At 33.8% G+C, this 20,118-nt stretch carries 19 protein-coding genes; 16 read left to right on the forward strand and 3 right to left on the reverse strand.

Annotation, left to right across the window (positions count from 1 at the left end):
* Positions 1–438: 438 nt before the first annotated feature.
* The gene (locus H593_RS0114350) at positions 439–1,236 is read right to left on the reverse strand and encodes a hypothetical protein (protein ID WP_028873073.1); all 798 of its coding nucleotides are present in this window, start codon (positions 1,234–1,236) and stop codon (positions 439–441) included.
* 357 nt (positions 1,237–1,593) lie between these two features.
* Between H593_RS0114350 and H593_RS0114355 the strand changes: the two genes are divergently transcribed.
* The 5 genes from H593_RS0114355 to H593_RS0114375 all read left to right on the forward strand — a co-directional run bounded on the left by H593_RS0114355 (position 1,594) and on the right by H593_RS0114375 (position 7,979).
* A complete protein-coding gene (locus H593_RS0114355; protein ID WP_051229759.1) occupies positions 1,594–2,454 on the forward strand; it encodes an EcsC family protein in 861 nt (286 codons plus the stop codon).
* Between the two features lie 241 nt (positions 2,455–2,695).
* Positions 2,696–3,439, forward strand: a complete 744-nt coding sequence (locus H593_RS0114360; protein ID WP_028873075.1) for a hypothetical protein — start codon at positions 2,696–2,698, stop codon at positions 3,437–3,439.
* Between the two features lie 301 nt (positions 3,440–3,740).
* Complete coding sequence (locus H593_RS0114365) at positions 3,741–6,770, forward strand: ligand-binding sensor domain-containing protein (protein WP_084142339.1); 3,030 nt, start codon at positions 3,741–3,743, stop codon at positions 6,768–6,770.
* Between the two features lie 2 nt (positions 6,771–6,772).
* Positions 6,773–7,522 carry a LytR/AlgR family response regulator transcription factor gene (locus tag H593_RS0114370; protein ID WP_028873077.1) on the forward strand — a complete coding sequence of 250 codons (750 nt, stop codon included), beginning with the start codon at positions 6,773–6,775 and terminating at the stop codon, positions 7,520–7,522.
* 256 nt (positions 7,523–7,778) lie between these two features.
* Positions 7,779–7,979, forward strand: coding sequence for a hypothetical protein (locus H593_RS0114375; protein WP_028873078.1), 201 nt, complete (start codon positions 7,779–7,781; stop codon positions 7,977–7,979).
* Positions 7,980–8,012: 33 nt separating this feature from the next.
* Here the strand turns inward: H593_RS0114375 and H593_RS0114380 are convergent, their stop codons facing one another.
* Positions 8,013–8,603: a riboflavin synthase gene (locus H593_RS0114380; protein ID WP_028873079.1), complete on the reverse strand. Its 591-nt coding sequence runs from the start codon at positions 8,601–8,603 to the stop codon at positions 8,013–8,015.
* A gap of 60 nt (positions 8,604–8,663) precedes the next feature.
* Between H593_RS0114380 and pdxA the strand changes: the two genes are divergently transcribed.
* The 6 genes from pdxA to accC all read left to right on the forward strand — a co-directional run bounded on the left by pdxA (position 8,664) and on the right by accC (position 13,688).
* The gene (pdxA, locus tag H593_RS0114385) at positions 8,664–9,731 is read left to right on the forward strand and encodes a 4-hydroxythreonine-4-phosphate dehydrogenase PdxA (protein WP_037052498.1); all 1,068 of its coding nucleotides are present in this window, start codon (positions 8,664–8,666) and stop codon (positions 9,729–9,731) included.
* Between the two features lie 79 nt (positions 9,732–9,810).
* Entirely contained in the window at positions 9,811–10,353 is a 543-nt protein-coding gene (locus tag H593_RS0114390) for a YceD family protein (RefSeq protein WP_028873081.1), read from the forward strand.
* Positions 10,354–10,361: 8 nt separating this feature from the next.
* On the forward strand, positions 10,362–10,565 hold the full coding sequence (gene rpmF / locus H593_RS0114395; protein ID WP_028873082.1) for a 50S ribosomal protein L32: 204 nt from the start codon (positions 10,362–10,364) through the stop codon (positions 10,563–10,565).
* Positions 10,566–10,748: 183 nt separating this feature from the next.
* Positions 10,749–11,744 (forward strand): beta-ketoacyl-ACP synthase III, encoded by a 996-nt coding sequence (locus H593_RS0114400; protein ID WP_028873083.1) that lies wholly within the window; start codon positions 10,749–10,751, stop codon positions 11,742–11,744.
* A gap of 33 nt (positions 11,745–11,777) precedes the next feature.
* The gene (gene accB, locus H593_RS0114405) at positions 11,778–12,260 is read left to right on the forward strand and encodes an acetyl-CoA carboxylase biotin carboxyl carrier protein (RefSeq protein WP_028873084.1); all 483 of its coding nucleotides are present in this window, start codon (positions 11,778–11,780) and stop codon (positions 12,258–12,260) included.
* A 75-nt stretch (positions 12,261–12,335) separates the two neighbouring features.
* Positions 12,336–13,688 carry an acetyl-CoA carboxylase biotin carboxylase subunit gene (gene accC, locus H593_RS0114410; protein WP_028873085.1) on the forward strand — a complete coding sequence of 451 codons (1,353 nt, stop codon included), beginning with the start codon at positions 12,336–12,338 and terminating at the stop codon, positions 13,686–13,688.
* Between the two features lie 28 nt (positions 13,689–13,716).
* On the opposite strand, the gene H593_RS19360 is transcribed toward accC, so the two are convergent.
* A complete protein-coding gene (locus H593_RS19360) occupies positions 13,717–14,241 on the reverse strand; it encodes a hypothetical protein (protein WP_051229760.1) in 525 nt (174 codons plus the stop codon).
* A 91-nt stretch (positions 14,242–14,332) separates the two neighbouring features.
* Between H593_RS19360 and H593_RS0114420 the strand changes: the two genes are divergently transcribed.
* The 5 genes from H593_RS0114420 to H593_RS0114440 form a co-directional block, all read left to right on the forward strand.
* The gene (locus tag H593_RS0114420) at positions 14,333–17,047 is read left to right on the forward strand and encodes a reprolysin-like metallopeptidase (RefSeq protein ID WP_028873086.1); all 2,715 of its coding nucleotides are present in this window, start codon (positions 14,333–14,335) and stop codon (positions 17,045–17,047) included.
* A 297-nt stretch (positions 17,048–17,344) separates the two neighbouring features.
* Positions 17,345–18,475: an NAD(P)/FAD-dependent oxidoreductase gene (locus H593_RS0114425; RefSeq protein WP_028873087.1), complete on the forward strand. Its 1,131-nt coding sequence runs from the start codon at positions 17,345–17,347 to the stop codon at positions 18,473–18,475.
* 59 nt (positions 18,476–18,534) lie between these two features.
* Positions 18,535–19,239: a monofunctional biosynthetic peptidoglycan transglycosylase gene (gene mtgA / locus H593_RS0114430; RefSeq protein WP_037052500.1), complete on the forward strand. Its 705-nt coding sequence runs from the start codon at positions 18,535–18,537 to the stop codon at positions 19,237–19,239.
* Between the two features lie 58 nt (positions 19,240–19,297).
* Entirely contained in the window at positions 19,298–19,747 is a 450-nt protein-coding gene (locus H593_RS0114435) for a 3-oxoacyl-ACP synthase (protein WP_028873089.1), read from the forward strand.
* 126 nt (positions 19,748–19,873) lie between these two features.
* Positions 19,874–20,118 (forward strand): helix-turn-helix domain-containing protein (locus tag H593_RS0114440; RefSeq protein WP_028873090.1); only part of this gene is annotated, 245 nt, incomplete at its 3' end.

Consider the following 20,118-nt stretch of genomic DNA (forward strand, 5'->3'; position numbering starts at 1 on the left):
TTCCCTAAAGTTACTACTAATTCTTTTTGAGCTACGTCAACGCCCAACACTTGTTTTAAGACTTCTTTCATTTTACATGATTTTTAATAGCATATAAAGTGACTATCTTTCCTCGTTTTTTCTCCTAGTTGGATATTCTGGATATAACTTTGACTAATTATTCCTTACATTCTGTTCAAACTCTAAAAGATATAAAAAAAGTGAGGTGATTTCTAACCAACAATATACTTCTAGAGTTATTTAGTTGCGTGTGTACTCTCACTTTTTTCACTTTATTATTGCTAAATTTATATATGAATTAACTTCTTTTACAAACATAGGAGTTGCGTGGTTAAGCAACTAAAATAGTAAAAGAAAACGAACCAGAGGAAATACCGAAGGAATTTCCAAGTAGGCGAGAACCAAGCAATTAATTATACACGTTGTTGCCAACAGTATTTATTTTATGTACCATTCATAACTGGGCTTAATTTGAAAGTTTCTGATAATCAATATTCCTTTTCTCATTGCTAAATAAATATCCTTGTCTTTAATAAAGGCATTTGTAGGATACAATGAACCCCAATAAAAAGGTGATTTCAAAATTGTATTAAGATTACCCAGTTCATCAAATTTTAAAATATGCTCTGTTGTAACAATATATACTAAATTATTATATTCAAAGACAATACTTGGTGTTCCAGGTAAAGTAGAAATGTACTGATATCTCCATTTCCCATCTTTAAAAATTATTTCATAAAGTCCTCCATTATTAAGTGTCATGTGAGCCAATCCTCTCAATGCATAGATTTTACCATTAAATTCAAAAATTTCACGAACATTTCTGGAAACATAACTATATTTCCATTCTTCTTTTTTATTTATTAGCTCTACATGATAACCATAATCATTATATAACGATACATACTTTAATCCACCTCCAAATTCACCACGATTATATCCAATTAAATAACCATTAAAAACGGTTTTAATATATTTTGTACCACTTATGTTTTTGATACTATCAATTGGGAAAGGCAATTTGTCTCCATTAATTCGAGTGTGAGTATTTTCTACAATTCTTATTGTGTCATTTAATCTACTGAAAGACCAATGTAACTTCGAGTTATTAGCTTCACTCAACTTTTTCAGAGTAACAGGTAAACTATCGATTTTCCATTTTGATAAATCAATTTCTTGACCATTTATAAATTGAAAAAACAAAAGAATTATTAATGTTATGAGGCTGTTTTTCATATTGTTGGCAACAATAGTATATACAACATATGTTATATATACACCCAAATATAGGATATATATAACATATGTTGTATATATCTCAATTATATTCTCAGAGATCTAGAGGGTTCTTTATCGTCTTAAAGAGCTTCACGATAATAGGGGTGTAAATCTCCTTTCTTTCTGTCGAACGGTTTCCTAATAAAACTGAGATTTGTCTTTAATCAAGGCAATAGAGACTTCTTTTAATTTGGATTTGAGCAGCTTATCTCATAACATTCCTGTAACATTTTTTATATTGAGCGACAAGTATTAGCACAACATGTAGCTTTTAAGTAGAATCATAATATTAAAATATAACCCAGATCTAATCACTTGAAATTAATTATAAATCCCATAACACCTAAAGATTTAGAGGCTCTAAAGCAAGCAAAATCCAACATGCAAAATATAAGTTGGGCAATGCGAAACATCAATAAAATTGGTGACACCCTAGAAACGGGTATTACTTTCGTTCCAGAAAAAGTGGTAGTTAAGTTGCAAAGTATGACGCAGACTGCTTTATTAAAAGTTATTAAAGCTAATTTAATCACGATTCAAAAAAACAAAACTTTTAGAAAGCCATCTAAAATAATTTATAAAAGCATTGTTACTAGTAGTGGAGCACTTAGCGGGTTTTTTGGAGCCACTACAGGCTTTGGAACTGCGATTTTTGCGTCAGAATTAACAATCACTACCAAGTTTCTAATGCGCACCATTATGGATATTGCACGCAGTGAAGGTGAAAATATTTATACCTTAGAGGGGCAAATGTCATGTCTCGAGGTATTTGCATTGGGAGGAGAGTCCAACGATGATGACGGTCTCGAAACCAGTTACTATACGACGCGTATCGCATTAAATTCGGCGTTGAGCAACGTTTCAGCCACTGGTGTAAAACTAGGGTTAGATACTTTCGTAAAAGGCGCAAGTACACTAGGATCTGGCGCACTGAGTAATTTCATATCTAAAATAGCAACCAGATTAAGCCTGTTAATTAGCGAAAAATTTTTAGCACAAGCACTCCCTATAGTTGGTGCTATTGGAGGTGGTAGTTTAAATTATGTATTTGTAGATCATTTTCAAAAAATGGCAACTGCACATTTTACTATAAGACGTCTAGAGCGTAAATATGGAGAAGTTGAGGTGAAGTTGGCATATGAAAAAGTTGAACTATCAAAAGATATTAAAAGCTAATGGTAGTAGTGCGTTGTCCTTTCTTAACCTATTACATATCAATTAGCGTTAAACTTCTTATAAATAGAATTAAAATACAGTTTTATAACCTTCCTCTTCGAAGGTTTTTCAATTTCTAAACCTATTTTTTAACGAATTCTAAACCCTTGCCTACGAATTCTAGAAGCGTCCAAATTTTATTGAAGTCTCCATATATCTTTAAAGTATCAAACAAATAGTGTAACCCATAAAACAAAATATTATGAAGACTTTAAAGAATACCCAAAAAGAAAACAACACACAAACAAGAGTATCTAAACTTTTTCAAGCAGTAATGATTCTTGCAATGCTATTTATCGCTTCAGATATTTATGCTCAAAATCAAGAAGTAGAATTTGAGGTCTACACCAATTCAGCAGCAAAGGCGTCACAATACCTGTTAGGGGATGATGTTGCACTTAGAGATTGTGCCTCTGTACAGTGTGAAAAACTAACAACGATTTCAATAGGAACCCATGTGAGGTTGTTAGCAAAAAGTGAGCGTTCACAAATTATTAATGGTGTAACCAGTAGGTTTTATAAAATAAAAATGGGACCACAAGTAGGATGGATTTGGGGCGGACTCATTTCACAAAAAACAATGGTAAGCCAGATGAATCCAGAAATTAAATTCGTGTTCGGCGAAGCAGGAGTTGATTATAAGGGCTACAAGTGTTTCCAAATTAGAGCAGTAAAAAATGGAGAAGAAATAGACAAGATCTATGTAAAGTCAGAATTCTTAACACACGATTTGGTGAGTATTATCAATAAACAAGAGAACACCTATGGTACAGATGTGATTACATTATGTAATCCAGATAGTGAAAGCTGCGACGTGACAAGCAGCAACTCTTATATTGTATTTAAAAACAATAAATTGATGCAAACGACAACCTTAGTCGCCTTAGAAAAAATAGAATTACAACAAGATAATTATGCAGTATCCTGCGAATTCGAAAACAAATAAAGAGTTAGTAAATTGATGTTTAGCGATTGTTTTTAGCGCTGTATCTCTTCAGGATTGCAGCGCTTTTTCATGTCAGACCAAATAAACTTCGAAACAATCTATTGAAGGGGCTTCTAGCCCCTTTTTATTTCAATATAAAATAGAACGCTAACTAGGGCTATACTTATATTTTCTGTCTTATCTAAAGAAGATATAATTTAAATTTATTAACGTTCATTTTAAAATTCACTTAGAATAAACAAAAAATAGAAATACTAGAAGTATAAAAAAATGCATTCAAAATTGTAAGTTGCATTTATAAATGAAGTCCATATTGAAACCTATAACACTATATAAACTCTTTTTTTTGTTCTTCGGAATTTCACTCACCCTAAATTCTCAAAACAAGCAACTTCAAGCCTTAACTTTAGAAGACGGTTTACCGCAATCTCAAGTGTATGCGATAGCTCAAGATGATAAAGGCTATTTGTGGTTGGGGACACAAGGCGGAGGATTAGCGCGTTTTGATGGAAAAACCTTTAAGGTTTATAATGAGACTAATGGTTTAGTGTCTAATTATATAAATGCAATCACAACTAAAAATGATACGGTATATATTGGAACAAAACGCGGACTCTCAGTTAAACTAAAAAATAAGTTCTTAACTATTGATACTCCAGAAATTAATAAGATGTCCGTTTTTGAGGATCAAATTGTAGTATTGACCATTAAAGGCGTTTACGTCATTGATGAAAATTTATCAGTAAAAAAAGCAAATCTGCATCGAGATATAGATACTGTTAAGGCTAATGATCTTATTTATTTTGATAATAATTATTGGTTGGCAACTCAAGACGGTCTTTGGAAATTTGATGGTCAAGTTTCAGTTCCTGACCACATAGAGAAGTTAGAAAGTGGTGATTTTAAATCTATAATTGGTTTTGAGAATAAAATTATAGCATCAACATTTAATGATGGTACCATTGTATTTGATTCTCGTGATTTTGAGGACCAGATACTCATTCGTGAGCCACTAAGAATTAATAGTACTACACTTATAAATAATCAAATTTGGGTCGCGACACAGCATGATGGTGTGTCTGTAATAGATACAAAGTCTTGGTCAGAAATCTTAGTGCTTAATACAACCAACGGTGTATCTGTTCCTCATGTGAGACAAGTTTTTAAAGACAAACAGTCTAACATTTGGATCGCAACTTCTGGAGGGGGATTGTATAAATATTTTCAAAATAGTTTTAAACATTATAATATTGAAACAGGCCTCAATGGAAATCGCGTCTATGCAGTTCATCATAGCAACAAGGCGATATGGATTTCAAATTCTGAAGCTGGCTTGATACGAATTGACAATTATGGCGTTCATGATATTGATATTCCCGAAGCGTTTTCCGAAGTGAAAATAAAAACCATTACCAGTGATGAAAACGGAAACATTTGGGCGGGATCTGATGGCAGAGGAGTGCTCTTTAAAGGGAAAACGATTAGAGACTCTATTGCAATTGATACCATAAAAAATACAATGGTTACATTTCCGAAGGCAATAGAGATCACTAAAGTTCTAAATACAGATAATGGGTTTCCGTTTGATTGGATTAGAAAAATACAGGTAACAAGTGATGCTATTTATGCAGCGACTTACTCTAGCGGAATTGTAGAGTTTAATTACAATCCCAAAACAGATAGTTTACAGGTTTTAAAAACTTTTGCCACAGCAGAGGGTATTGCAGATCTTTATATTAAAGACATGGTTAAAGATGAAGATAACCGTTTGTGGTATGCGACCAAAAACGGACATTTAGGCTTTATTTTTAATAATAAAGTTTCACATTTGGGTGCGGTTTTAAAGCGAAATACAGCAATTAACGCAATAGTTTTTAAAGAGGAAATACTGTATTTAGGTACCGCAGGAAAAGGTATTTGGTGGTCTAATGACGAAGATTTCAGTTCATTTAAAAAATTAGAAGGCGCAAAAAAAAGCACTTCAGAAAATATATATCAACTTATTTTTGATGACCAAGATTATCTTTGGGTTGGAACAGAACGAGGCGTTGATAAATTAGAACTAGATAAAGATAATAGTATAAAAGATGCTTTTTTCTTTGGAAGAAATGACGGGTTTTTGGGTGTTGAAACCTGTCTCAATGCAGTAGATAAGGATGAAAATGGTCATTTGTGGTTTGGTGCGCTTTATGGGTTAACAGAATACCAACCAACAGAAATCGCTCGTGACACCGAAAAACCTAAGCTATTTCTAGAAGACGTTCAAGTAGAGTTTGAGAGTATAGCTGCGATTACAGCTACAGAGGCTAATTTTAATACCGTTTTAAAATTGAATCCAGATCAAAGGCAAATGAGTTTTTCGTTTAAAACGGTAGATTTAGATCACCCAAATGGTGTTGAATACCGTTATAAATTAAATGATAATGAGTGGAGCCCTTGGTCTAAAAATAATTCACAGGATTTACCAGAGCTTAATTTTGGAGATCATAATTTCTTTGTTCAGTCTAGAAACCATAGGTGGAAAGAGAGTGAGATCTTAAAGTTTCCGTTTTTTGTTGAACGTCCCTTATATAAAAAACTATGGTTTCAGGGCTTACTAATTGGAGCTGTAATTTTAGTACTCGTTTTTTTCGTCCATCAATATATAAAACGTTTAAAACGAAAAAATTCTGAAGATAAAAAGAGATTAGAACTTGAGAATCATTTACTAACCTTAGAGCAAAAGGCGCTGCGTTTACAAATGAATCCGCATTTTATTTTTAATGTGCTCAATGGGATAAAAGCAATGGCACCAACAAAGCTTGACAAAATGAATGAAACGGTTAATAGTTTTGCAACATTACTGCGAGAAACATTAATAAATTCAAGAAAAGAAACGATTTCTCTAGATCAAGAAATTAAAACCATACGCCATTATATAGAAGTAGAACGCTTGATGGCCGAAAAACCGTTTGAGTACCGTATTGATTTGAAAACAGATTTAGATGCCGAAGAAATCCTAATACCACCAATGCTCATACAGCCATTCATTGAAAACGCTATAAGACATGGCATTCTAAAAGGACCAAGACAGGGAGAGCTAAAAGTAGAGTTTACAAATAATAAAAAGTTTTTAAAAGTTACAATTACAGATAACGGTATTGGTATATTCAGCTCGCAGCAGCATAAACAAAAAACAGATCACCAATCTATGGCATTAACTGTGACCAAAGAGCGATTAGAATCCATTTCTGGGAAAAATGCTTTAGAGATGTCTGAAATAAAACTTAAGGATGGACGTATTGGAGGTACGACTATTGTGTTTAAAATTCCATTAGAAACAGATTATTAATTATGTTGACAGCAATCATAGTAGAAGATATGATAGATGCAATGAAGCTTTTACAAAGTGACATTGAAACCCATCATCCAGATATAAAAATTATAAATACAGCACAAAGCGTGGTAGAGGCAGCTAAAGTGCTTGGCAAGGATCAGCCAGATATATTGTTCCTAGACATTATGTTGGGAGATGGCACAGGGTTTGACGTGTTGGAGATTTTTCCGGAGTTAAAATCAAAAATTATTTTTGTAACAGCTAGTGATGAGTTCGCTATTAAAGCATTCAAGTTTGCAGCTATAGACTATGTCTTGAAACCATATGCTCATGCCGAACTAGGAGACGCTATAGAACGCGCAAAGCTGCAGATACAACCTAATAAGGAGCGTTTAACCATTTTAAAAGACACCTTAACGGCGCCAGATAAAAAGCCAAATAAAATTTCGTTACACACCCTCGATAAAATTATCATTGTCAACTTAGAGGATATTGTTCGTTGTGAATCAGATAGTAATAACACGACGTTTCATCTAAAAGAAGGACGCAAAATATTTGTGACTAAGACCTTAAAATATTTTGCAGATTTGCTAAAACCTATTGGGTTTTTGAGAATTCATCAAAGCCATTTAGTGAATCTACAATATATAAGTGCTTTTATAAAAACAGATGGTGGGTATTTAATGCTTAAAAATGGAGAGAATGTTCCAGTATCAGTAAGAAAGAAAGCTGAGGTTATTGAAATATTAGATCAAATGCACCGTTAAGCCAATTTTGTAAGTGATGAAACTTTTTGTTTGATAATGAGTTACTTACAGAAAGTAACCATAATTAAGGTCACCTAGGGTATCTAGAAAATCATTGAGGCCATTGATCAAATTATGAAATGTTTTTTTTTTTTATTAGTATAACTTTAACTTTTTTGTTAAAAGAGTGTATTTCATCGAATATTTATGCGCTTTAAGGATAATGTGTTGTAATTAAATTTTGTGAAGACCTTTTTTTTTATACATTTACGCTCTAATGAAAATACAAAATAAGAAAATTTTAGCCTCAATCTTATTTGTTTTAATAAGTTTTGTATGCGCAGCCCAGGGTGGAAATCCGCCTCCGCCAATGCCACCACCACCTCCAGGTTTACCTATTGATGGGTTTACAACCTTAGCTCTAGTTGTAGGCGCTTTCTTCGGAATAAAAAAAACAATTCAGAATTCTAAAGACTAATACTTACGTGTTTACGGGGCATCATAGGTTCAACTATAGTCTAGCTTGGTAGAGCTTTTGTATATATTTACCTAAAACATCAAATTCTAAATTTATTTTAGAACCTTTTTTTAAGTGCTTAAAATTGGTGTGTTCATAGGTATAAGGGATTATAGCGACACTAAAATTATTTTTTTTAGAATTCACTACAGTTAAACTCACACCATTCACAGTTGCTGAGCCCTTTTCAATAGTAACATTACCTAACGAGGCATCATAGCTAAAGCTATATAGCCAACTCCCGTTTTCTTCTTTAACGCTCTCACAGGTTCCAACTTGGTCCACATGCCCTTGCACGATATGTCCATCTAAGCGGTCACCAAGTTTCATAGCGCGCTCTAGGTTTATAATATCTCCTTGCTGTAAATCACCAATATTAGTTTTATCAATAGTTTCTTTGATAGCTGTAACTGTATAGTTGTCACCAGAAATAGCGACAACTGTTAAGCAAATACCATTATGAGCAACGCTTTGGTCGATTTTTAATTCGTTAGTAAGAGTACTCTTAACAGTTAAATGTAGATTGCCTTGTTGTTTATCAAGCTTTGTAACAATCCCTAAATCTTCAATAATACCTGTAAACATAGTGTCGAATAATTGGTTAAATTTGCAATTACAAAATTACAAACATTAGAAAACATCTTAATGGAAAAAGACAAAAAAATAAAATTAGGAATTTCAATAGGAGATCTTAACGGGATTGGATCTGAAATAATACTTAAAACTTTTGAAGACAGTCGAATGTTAGAGTTTTGTACACCAATAATTTTTGGTTCAGTAAAAACAATGTCTTTTTTTAAAAAACACTTTGAGAGCAGCATCAATTTTCATGGTATAAATCATACAGATGAAATTGTTGATGGCAAAGTTAATATTGTCAATGTTTGGAAAGAGAATGTAAATATCAATTTTGGTGAAGAAGATTTGAAGATTGGAGAATATTCAATTAAATCATTAGAAGCAGCAACGAATGCTCTAAAGGATAACGCTATTGATGTTTTGGTTACGGCCCCAATTCACAAGCACAATATTCAGTCAGACAGTTTTAAATTTCCAGGTCATACTAATTATTTAGCCGAAAAATTAGGAGGGAAAACGTTGATGTTCATGATCACAGATACTTTAAAAGTCGGTCTACTTACAGACCATGTACCTGTAAAAGACGTATCTAGTCAAATTACTGCAGAACTTATAAATGAAAAAATAAATATTGTTTATAAATCTTTAGTTGAAGATTTCGGAATTAGAAAACCTAAAATTGCAGTTTTAGGCATTAATCCACATGCAGGAGATAATGGTGTCATTGGTGAAGAAGATGATAAGATATTAAGACCAACTTTAGAAGCGATAAAAGATAAAATGGTATATGGACCTTATTCTGCTGATAGCTTTTTTGGTTCTGGTAACTATAAAAACTTTGATGCCATCATAGCATCATATCACGATCAAGGCCTAATACCTTTCAAAACCATTACCTTTGGTCATGGCGTAAATTACACTGCTGGCTTAAGTAAAATAAGAACATCACCAGATCATGGTACTGCATTTGAAATTGCTGGAAAAGGTGAAGCAGATAATGGCTCATTTAAAGAGGCTGTGTTTAAGGCTATTGAAATTTTTAATAGTAGACAAGAATATGATGAATATTCTAAAAACCCTTTAAAAAAGGCACCTAAACGCTTAGAAAAACAAACGCGGCCAAGAGATAAATAGGTTATCAACATTTTTTGTTTATAACCATAGTTTAATTAATTAAAATTAATATATTTGCAGGCTCAAAATAAATGCGATGATAAAGGCTTTGAAGGAATTTACAATACCGTTTATTGGTCTTAAAGCAGAAAAGCATTATTTTGATTATCAGATTGATAAAAAGTTCTTTGAGTATTTTGAGTATGACGATTTCAATGATGTCAATATAAAAGCAGAGTTAGTTTTTGAAAAAAAATCAACTTTTTTAGAGTTGTATTTTGAAATTGTAGGTAGTGTAAATGTAAACTGTGACATCACTAATGAACCTTATGACCAAATGGTAGAAGGTGAATTTAAATTAGTAGTGAACTTTGGAGATGTTTACAATGACGAATTTGAGGATATATTAATCATTCCTCATGGAGAATACGAGCTTAATGTTGCACAATATATATATGAGTTAATCATATTATCAATGCCAGCAAAGAGAATTCATCCAGGAGTCGAGGATGGAACCTTAAATTCAGACATACTTAAAAGATTAGAAGAGTTAAGTCCTAAAAGTTTAGGCGAAAAAGAAGAAACATCAGAGGAGATTGATCCTCGTTGGAATACATTAAAAAAACTATTAACGGATAAATAACATATAAAATGGCACATCCAAAGAGAAAAATATCGAGAACAAGAAGAGATAAAAGAAGAACACATTACAAAGCTTCTGTACCTACTATAGCTACTTGTCCTACTACAGGAGAAGCACATCTTTACCACAGAGCGCATTGGCATGAAGGCAAACTGTATTACAGAGGTCAAGTATTAATCGATAACTCTGAGAAAGAGGAAAATTTAGCATAAGTATTATGCATGCATATAATAAAACGCTCATCACTGAGCGTTTTTTTTATGTTTAATTTCTCAAAGTCTTAAAAACGACTTAATTTGCATCATAATCGTTTAGATTTTAGTAATTTCATTAAAAACATATCTTTTTTTTGACGAGTTTTTTATCTATCTAAGACTGTTTTTTAAAAACCTAGTATGAGTAAAATCACAGCTGCAATTACAGGAGTAGGAGCTTACGTGCCTGAGTATCGATTGACCAACCAAATCTTGGAAACATTGGTCGATACAAATGACGAATGGATTACTGCGCGAACAGGTATCAAAGAACGAAGAATTCTTAAAGAAGAAGGTAAAGGGACATCCTTTTTAGCAATTGAGGCAGCTAAAGACCTCATTAATAAGAAGGGGATTGATCCTAAAGATATAGAGTTGGTAATCGTTGCAACTGCATCACCAGATATGAAAGCTGCTTCAACTGCAGCTTATACCGCAACAGAGATAGGTGCAACAAATGCATTTTCCTTTGATTTGGAAGCTGCATGTTCTAGTTTTTTGTTTGGAATGTCTGTAGCGTCAAGTTATATCGAATCAGGAAAATACAAGAACATACTACTTATAGGAGCCGATAAAAATTCCTCGTTTATCAATTATAAGGATAGAGCGACGTGTATTATTTTTGGCGATGGCGCAGGAGCAGTTTTGTTTGAGCCAAACACCGAAGGGTTAGGTGTTCAAGATGAATTATTAAGAAGTGATGGTAACGGACGAGAATTTCTTCAGGCAACCTATGGAGGATCGTCATATCCAATTACAGCAGACACATTCAACGAAAGCAAACATTACCTATTTCAAGAAGGAAAAACTGTCTTTAAGAATGCAGTTTCTAATATGGCAGATGTCACTGAGCGTATCATGAAGCGAAATAACATAACCAACGATGATATTGCGTGGTTAGCAGCACATCAAGCTAACAAGAGAATTATAGAGGCAACTGCAAAAAGAGTGTCTTTAGATTTAGCAAAGGTGATGATGAATATCCATAAATATGGAAACACAACATCAGCAACCTTACCTTTACTTTTAAACGATTACGAATCACAACTTAAAAAAAATGATAAAGTAATTTTCGCTGCTTTTGGAGGGGGATTTACTTGGGGCTCTATTTATTTAAAATGGGCATACAATTCATAACCAATTTTTAACTAACTAATAAGACTATTAATTATGGATATTAAAGAAATTCAGAACTTAATCAAATTTGTCGCTAAATCAGGTGCAAGTGAGGTTAAATTAGAAATGGATGATATAAAAATTACCATTAGAACAGGTGGAGATGATAGGGGAGAATCAACGACCTACGTTCAACAAATACCAGTTAATCAAGCAGTAGCTCAAGGGATGCCTTCTACTCCAGTTCAATCTGCTACTCCAGTTGCAGAGACACCAGCTGTGTCAGAAGAGTCAAAATATATAACTATAAAATCACCAATTATTGGAACATTTTATCGTAAACCATCACCTGATAAACCAATGTTTGTTGAGATAGGAACTTCTATTAGTGAAGGAGACGTACTTTGCGTTATTGAAGCAATGAAATTATTCAATGAAATAGAATCTGAAGTATCAGGGAAAATCGTTAAGATTTTAGTAGATGATTCATCTCCAGTAGAATTTGATCAACCCTTATTTTTAGTTGATCCATCATAACCAAATTTAAGATTCCAAAATACAATTCCTTAAAATGCGGAATTTGGAATTTGAAATTTTAAATACAAAACAGTTATGTTTAAAAAAATATTAATAGCCAATAGAGGGGAAATTGCACTACGTGTTATTAGAACCTGTAAAGAAATGGGTATAAAAACTGTAGCAGTGTACTCTACAGCAGACGCAGAAAGCCTACATGTTAAGTTTGCAGATGAAGCAGTTTGTATTGGTCCTCCAGCAAGTAGCGAATCATACCTTAAAATATCAAATATTATAGCAGCAGCAGAAATCACAAATGCTGATGCTATTCATCCTGGATATGGGTTTTTATCAGAGAATGCTAAATTTTCTAAAATCTGTGAAGAGCATGACATCAAATTTATTGGTGCATCGCCAGAAATGATTGATAGAATGGGAGACAAGGCTAATGCTAAAGCGACAATGCTTGAAGCTGGAGTCCCTTGTGTACCAGGAAGCGAAGGTATTATCGAAGATTTTGAAGATTGCAAAAAAGTAGCTCTAGAAACGGGTTACCCAGTGATGCTTAAAGCATCTGCAGGTGGTGGTGGAAAAGGTATGCGTGCAGTTTGGAAACCAGAAGACCTTGAAAACGCTTGGGAATCTGCAAGAGCAGAATCTAAAGCAGCCTTTGGAAATGATGATATGTACATGGAGAAACTCATCGAAGAGCCAAGACATATCGAAATTCAAATTGTTGGAGACTCAACGGGTAAGGCATGTCATTTATCAGAGAGAGATTGTTCTATACAAAGACGTCACCAAAAATTAACAGAAGAAGTACCGTCGCCATTTATGACGACTGCTTTGCGTAAAAAAATGGGTGAAGCAGCAGTTAAAGCTGCCGAATATATTAAATATGAAGGTGCAGGAACAGTAGAATTTTTGGTAGATAAACACCGTAATTTCTTCTTCATGGAAATGAACACGCGTATTCAAGTAGAGCATCCAATTACAGAGCAAGTTATTGATTTTGATTTGATTCGTGAGCAAATATTGGTAGCTGCAGGTGTTCCAATTTCAGGAAAAAACTATTTACCACAACTACATTCTATTGAGTGTCGTATTAATGCAGAGGATCCTTTTAACGACTTTAGACCATCACCAGGACGTATTACAACATTACATGCTCCAGGAGGTCATGGTGTGAGATTAGATACTCATGTTTATGCAGGTTACTCTATTCCGCCAAACTACGATTCAATGATTGCTAAGTTAATTACAACTGCGCAAACTCGAGAAGAAGCGATTAATAAAATGAAACGAGCTTTAGATGAATTCGTTATTGAAGGTATAAAAACAACAATTCCATTTCATAGACAGTTGATGGATCATCCAGATTATTTATCAGGTAATTATACCACTAAATTTATGGAAGATTTCAAAATTCAACCTATTGAAGAAGACTAAAATAAAAGCGACTAAATTTAGTCGCTTTTTATTTTAGTATAAATGCCTCATTAATTGATTTTATAATCTGCGGAACTTCAGTAACAGTGAAATCGAATATAAGTTGATAGGAATCGTCTTCAAGCTTCGTAAGATTTAAGGACCCAACTTTTATTGGAAAAGTCCCTGTTTGACCTTTACAATAGCATATTCTTGAGAACCCAGCTTTAACGGCTCCAATTGCTTTGTCTTGTAATTTTATGGAGGATATTTTGTTTTCTATTTCTATATAAATAATTTCAGAATAATTGCCATCCTTAACATGTGGTATAGTCGTTCTGTCATACGTGAATTTTAGAACAGTTTTGTCTCCACTAACTAATTCAGAATAACCATTACCAAATTCATCCGTTTTTAAACTGAATTTTTTGTTTTCTAACACTTCAAATTTACAGATCCCGTCATCGGGACACAAAGAAACTACGTCGCTTGGAACAGAGTCTTTAGAGATATTCTTATTAACATTACATGCTAATAAGAGACTCATCATTATATATAATACTAAAGCTTTCATCTTTTAAAGATAAACTATTTTAGCTTTCAATGTTTTGTAGGTTAAAAATCTAGGTGTACATTTATCAATTAATTAACTAGAAATAAACAACATGAAACAAAATTACACTAAAGCTACTTTAGTTTTTATGGCAGTAGTAATCTGCTCAGTATCTGGTTTTGCTCAGCAGGGCAAATCTTTCTGGACTAAAATAACAAAAGATCAAGCCTCAAAAGGCCAACTCGCTATTAGAAAAGTAGAACCAGCAAAAGCTGATTTTTATCAATTAGACATTGAAGGTCTAAGACAATCATTACAATCGGCTCCAAATAGAAAAATATTTTTTGAACAATCTCAGGTAGTTGTACAATTTCCAAATGCAAATGGAAACTTAGAGTCTTACAGGATTAAAGAAGCGCCAATTATGGAAGAGGCTTTACAACTACAATTTCCAAATATGCGCAGTTATGTTGGACAAAGCATAGAAAACCCAATAAATGCGATTCGATTTAGTATTACTTCAAACGGAATTAACACAATGACCTTTACTGAACAAGGAACTCATTTTGTGGATCCATATACTGAAAATGGTAGTTATTATATGTCATATTCTAAATCTAATTTAGGTAATAATTCAGACGAATGGGTGTGCGACTATATTGATGAAGTAGACGATAATGTAAATCGTGAAGTAGGTCCAAGTACAAACAGAAATGCTAATGATGGAATAATGCGTGAGTTTAGACTAGCAATCGCCTGTACTGTAGAATACTCTACTTTTCATGGAGGCACACTATCTGGCGTGATGGCAGCAATGGTAAATACTATGACTAGAGTTAATGGAGTTTATGAAAGAGAACTATCTGTCACGATGTTGATGGTTGATAATACAAGTATCATTTTTTTAGGTCCAGATGTTAATAGCGATCCGTATACTAATGACGATGGATTTGCAATGTTGAATGAAAACCAAACAACCGTTAATGCAAATATAGGCTTACCAAATTATGATATTGGTCATGTCTTTAGTACTGGAGGTGGTGGTGTAGCTGCCTTAAATTCTCCATGTACGAGCTCAAAGGCTCGTGGTGTAACTGGGTTGCCCAACCCTATTGGAGACGCTTTCGATGTGGATTATGTTTGTCATGAAATGGGACATCAATATGGTGGTCCGCATACATTTAATGGTAATGCACCAGGCACAAGTTGTTTGACGCAAAGAACAGCTTCTAATGCTTACGAGCCCGGAAGTGGCTCTACTATTATGGCTTATGCAGGTATCTGTGCACCTCAGAATGTCCAAAATAGTAGTGATGATTATTTTCACCAAAAAAGTTTAGATGAGATTTTTGATAACATCACCAATGGTAATAGTCAATGTGCCACCCTTGTAGCAATACCTAACACGGCACCAACTTCAAATGCTGGAGGCGACTTTATAATCCCAAGTTCAACACCTTATAAGCTTACAGGGTCAGCAACAGATGATGATGGGCTCGCAAGCTTAACATACACCTGGGAGCAGTACGATTTAGGCCCTACAGGTGCTCCAACTGAAACTACGGTTCTAGGTCCAATTGTAAGATCTTTTAAAGGGACTAATACTCCAACAAGATATATACCTCAATTGTCAGACTTAGTTAATTCTGGTGGTTCAACAGCTTGGGAAAAATTAGCTTCGGTTAATAGAGATTTAAATTTCAGATTGACAGTAAGAGATAACGATGCAGATGGAGGTCAGACTGCTGTTAGTGCTATGTTGGCAACAGTAAATGCATCAGCAGGACCATTTATCGTAACATCACAAAATTCATCTGGTATTTCATGGAGTTCTGGCGAGACGAAAACAATTACCTGGGATGTTGCAGGAACGACAGCTAATGGTATTAACACAGCTAATGTGAATATTTTATTGTCAATTGATGGAGGTCTTACCTATGAAACAACTTTAGCTACAAATGTAGCAAACGACGGAAGTCAAGATATTACAGTGCCATCTGGTCTGTTCTCGGGATTTTGTAGAGTTATGGTAGAGTCTGTTGGAAATATTTTCTTTAATATTAACACCACCGATTTTTCTTTAAATGCAACCGTTACAACTGTGTGTAATACGTATACAACCGGAGCAATATCAACAAACATTCCAGATGGAGGTGGAGCTAATGTTCAGGGGACACCAGTTTTTATTCCTGTAACCGTGACCGAAACTGCAGCAATTACAGACATTAGAGTATCCGCAGATGTTACACATTCTTATATAGGAGATTTAATTATGCAACTGCAAGCACCCAATGGTGGCGGTTTTGCCAATATCTGGGCAAGATCTTGTAATACAGCTCAATTTCAAGATATAGATATTACCTTTAAAGATGGAGAGCCAGCCATTTTGTGTGCGTCTCCAACAACTGGTACGTATGCTCCTGCAAGTTCTATGACAGGTTTTACAGGTAATAACCCATCAGGTACATGGAATTTAGTATTCGCAGATTTTTTCAATGGAGATACTGGAGTCGTGAATGAGTGGTCTGTAGAATTATGTACAACTACGGTTAGTTTAGGCGTAGATGAGTTAAATTTAGAAAACACATTATCAGTGTATCCAAACCCAAACAACGGAGAATTCAATATCAAGTTCAACGCAAGTTCAAATAATGTCGATGTACAAGTGTTTGATATTAGAGGTCGATCAGTTTTTAATACGACGTATAACAATGGTTCTGGAGAATTTAATGAGACTATTAATTTAGCAACCGTTAATGCTGGAATATATTTACTTAATATAAACGATGGTGGAAATACAATAACTAAAAAGATTATTGTAGAATAACTATTTAGTCAATAATACAATTAACTCCGAAAGCAATTTCGGAGTTTTTTTATTTAAAAAATTGAGAGTTAGTTTATATCGTATTTTACTGTTTCCCTTTTTCGCAGAGCGCTTCAAAGCGTCAGGCTATCCGCTAAATCTTTTTTGTAAAAACAAAAAAGGATATCGCTTCTATCCCTAACAGAAGTGTCCACTAAAATGTAGTTTTAAATTTTAAGACCAAGCAAACCAAAATTCACTATTTTTACTCAACAACTCAACAACTCAACAACTCAACAACTCAACAACTCAACAACTTTGAACTTATCGTATTGGGAAATAAAATCATGGCTCACTAACATCGACTACACTATAGTTGGCAGTGGAATCGTTGGACTTAATTGCGCATTACAACTTAAAAAGCGATTTCCTAAAGCTAAAATTTTAATTCTAGAAAAAGGAATGTTGCCACAAGGTGCAAGCACAAAAAACGCAGGGTTTGCTTGTTTTGGGAGTTTAAGTGAAATTATAGAAGACCTCAAATCACACACAGAAGAAGAGGTGTTTCAACTCGTCAAAAAGCGCATAGAAGGCCTACAGTTATTGCGAACTACTTTAGGGGATTCAGCTATCGATTATCAGGAACTTGGAGGTTACGAATTGTTTTCAAATACAAAGGGTTTATTAGAAGCGTGTGAAGCTAAAAAAGAAGATGTCAATTTATTGTTAAAGCCCTTATTTAATGCAGATGTTTTCAGCTTTAAATCAAACTCATTTGGTTTTAAAAACTGCAGTGATAATTTAAGTTTTAATAAATTTGAAGGTCAAATAGATACTGGAAAAATGATGGTGTCATTGACACAATTAGTATTGAGTGCGGGAATAAAAATACTGAATAGTAGTGTTGTCGAGGAATTTTCTGAAGACCAAAATTCAGTAAAAGTAAAGACCAACCAATTTGAGTTTTCTACAGCCAAGCTATTGATTGCTACAAATGGCTTTGCTTCAAGTTTAGATATTTCTGAAGTAAAACCAGCAAGAGCTCAAGTTCTAATTACAAAACCTATAAATAATTTACAGATAAAAGGCACGTTTCATTTAGATCAGGGCTATTATTATTTTAGAAATATTGATAACCGTATTTTATTTGGAGGCGGACGAAACCTAGATTTTAAAGGTGAAGAAACAACCAATTTAAACCAAACATCTCGTATTCAAAACAAGCTTGAAGAATTATTAAAAACTACAATTTTGCCAAATAGAACTTTTGAAATTGAGCATCGTTGGAGTGGAATAATGGGCGTCGGTCAACAAAAAAAACCTATCTTAAAACAATTATCAAATAACGTGTATTGTGGCGTTCGTCTTGGAGGAATGGGAGTTGCTATTGGGAGTTTAATTGGGAAAGAATTAGCAGATCTTATTCAAGCAAAGACACTAATCTCATAATTAATATACACCAATTCTTTTGCAATGATTAGCTTTGCACATCTGTTCCTCTACATGTCATGAAATTTATCAAACGTATTTTTAAATTTGTGTTCAAAACCGTCTTTTGGTTATTCATCTTTTCTATCACAATCGTTCTTGTTTTTAAATGGGTACCTGTGCCAATTACACCATTGATGATGATTAAAAACATACAACAAACAGAGGCGAGTAAAAAAGGCTGGGAACACGATTGGGTGCCTATTGAAGATATTTCCAAAAACTTAGAACTCGCTGTAATTTGTAGTGAGGATCAAAACTTTTTGAAGCATCATGGTTTTGATGTTAAGGCTATTGAAAACGCGTATGAAAATAATAAAAAAGGGAAACGTTTAAAGGGAGCGAGCTCTATAAGTCAGCAAACCGCAAAAAACGTTTTTCTTTGGCCACAACGCAGTTGGTTACGTAAAGGCTTAGAGACCTATTTCACGTTTTTGATTGAGTTAATCTGGAGTAAAGAACGGATTATGGAAGTGTATCTGAATAGTATAGAAATGGGGCCAGGAATATATGGAGCAGAGGCTGCCTCACAGTATTGGTTTAAAAAATCGGCTTCTAGTTTATCAAAACGGGAGGCTTCTGCGATTGCTTCAATATTACCCAATCCATTAAGATATAGAGCAAATCCAGCAACGTCTTACATTGAAGGCCGGAAAGCATGGATTATGAAACAAATGAATTATTTTGGACCATTAAATTACGCAATAGGCGATGACAAACACTAGTTTTATCCTGCAAGGTTTTGAAACCTTATAGGTATTATTACCATTTTAAAATTTTTGAATGAAACTAAAAGAACAATTATATAAGCAATGCCAATCCTTTATTGATAACCGTTTTCAAAACATTCAACATACGATCAACGATATCCAAGAGTCATTAACTTCTGAGACTAAAAGTTCTGCTGGAGATAAGCATGAGACAGGTCGTGCTATGTTGCAGTTAGAAAGAGAAAAGGCAGGACAGCAACTGGCAGAAATTCAAAAAGTCAATCAATTATTATCTAAGATTGATGTTTCTAAATCTACCAAAATTATTGGACTAGGAAGTATAGCCTACACAACTCAAGCTAATTATTTTGTAGCGGTGAGTGCAGGAGAATTTATAGTAGCTCATGAAAAATTTTATGCGATTTCAGCCAATACACCAATCGGCAGACTACTTCTTGGAAAAACAACTGGTGATAAGGTCCAATTTAGAGATCAAAATTTTGAAATTATTACCATTATCTAAATTCAATCTAAATCTTTTTCGTCTTATCTTTCAAATCTAAGTTCAAGTTATAAGTGCAACACGAATATTTAAAATAGATGGGGCTAGCCCCATCTATTTTAGGCTCAATATTTATATTCGTTTTGAATGAAACATTATAAACAATTGACCTTGTCACAAAGGTATCAAATCTCTGCATTATTAGAGACAGGAATTACTATTACACAAATAGCAATAATTATTGGTGTCAATAAAAGTACAGTATCAAGAGAGTTAAAAAGAAACACGCCAAGTAGAGGAAGTACAGCTGGTAGTTATATTCCAGAACACGCTCAACAGAAGGCAATTAATAGACATTGTTTGAAACCCAAGCCTATAATCTTAACTGATGA

The sequence above is a fragment of the Psychroserpens burtonensis DSM 12212 genome (assembly GCF_000425305.1).
Taxonomy (GTDB): Bacteria; Bacteroidota; Bacteroidia; order Flavobacteriales; family Flavobacteriaceae; genus Psychroserpens; species Psychroserpens burtonensis.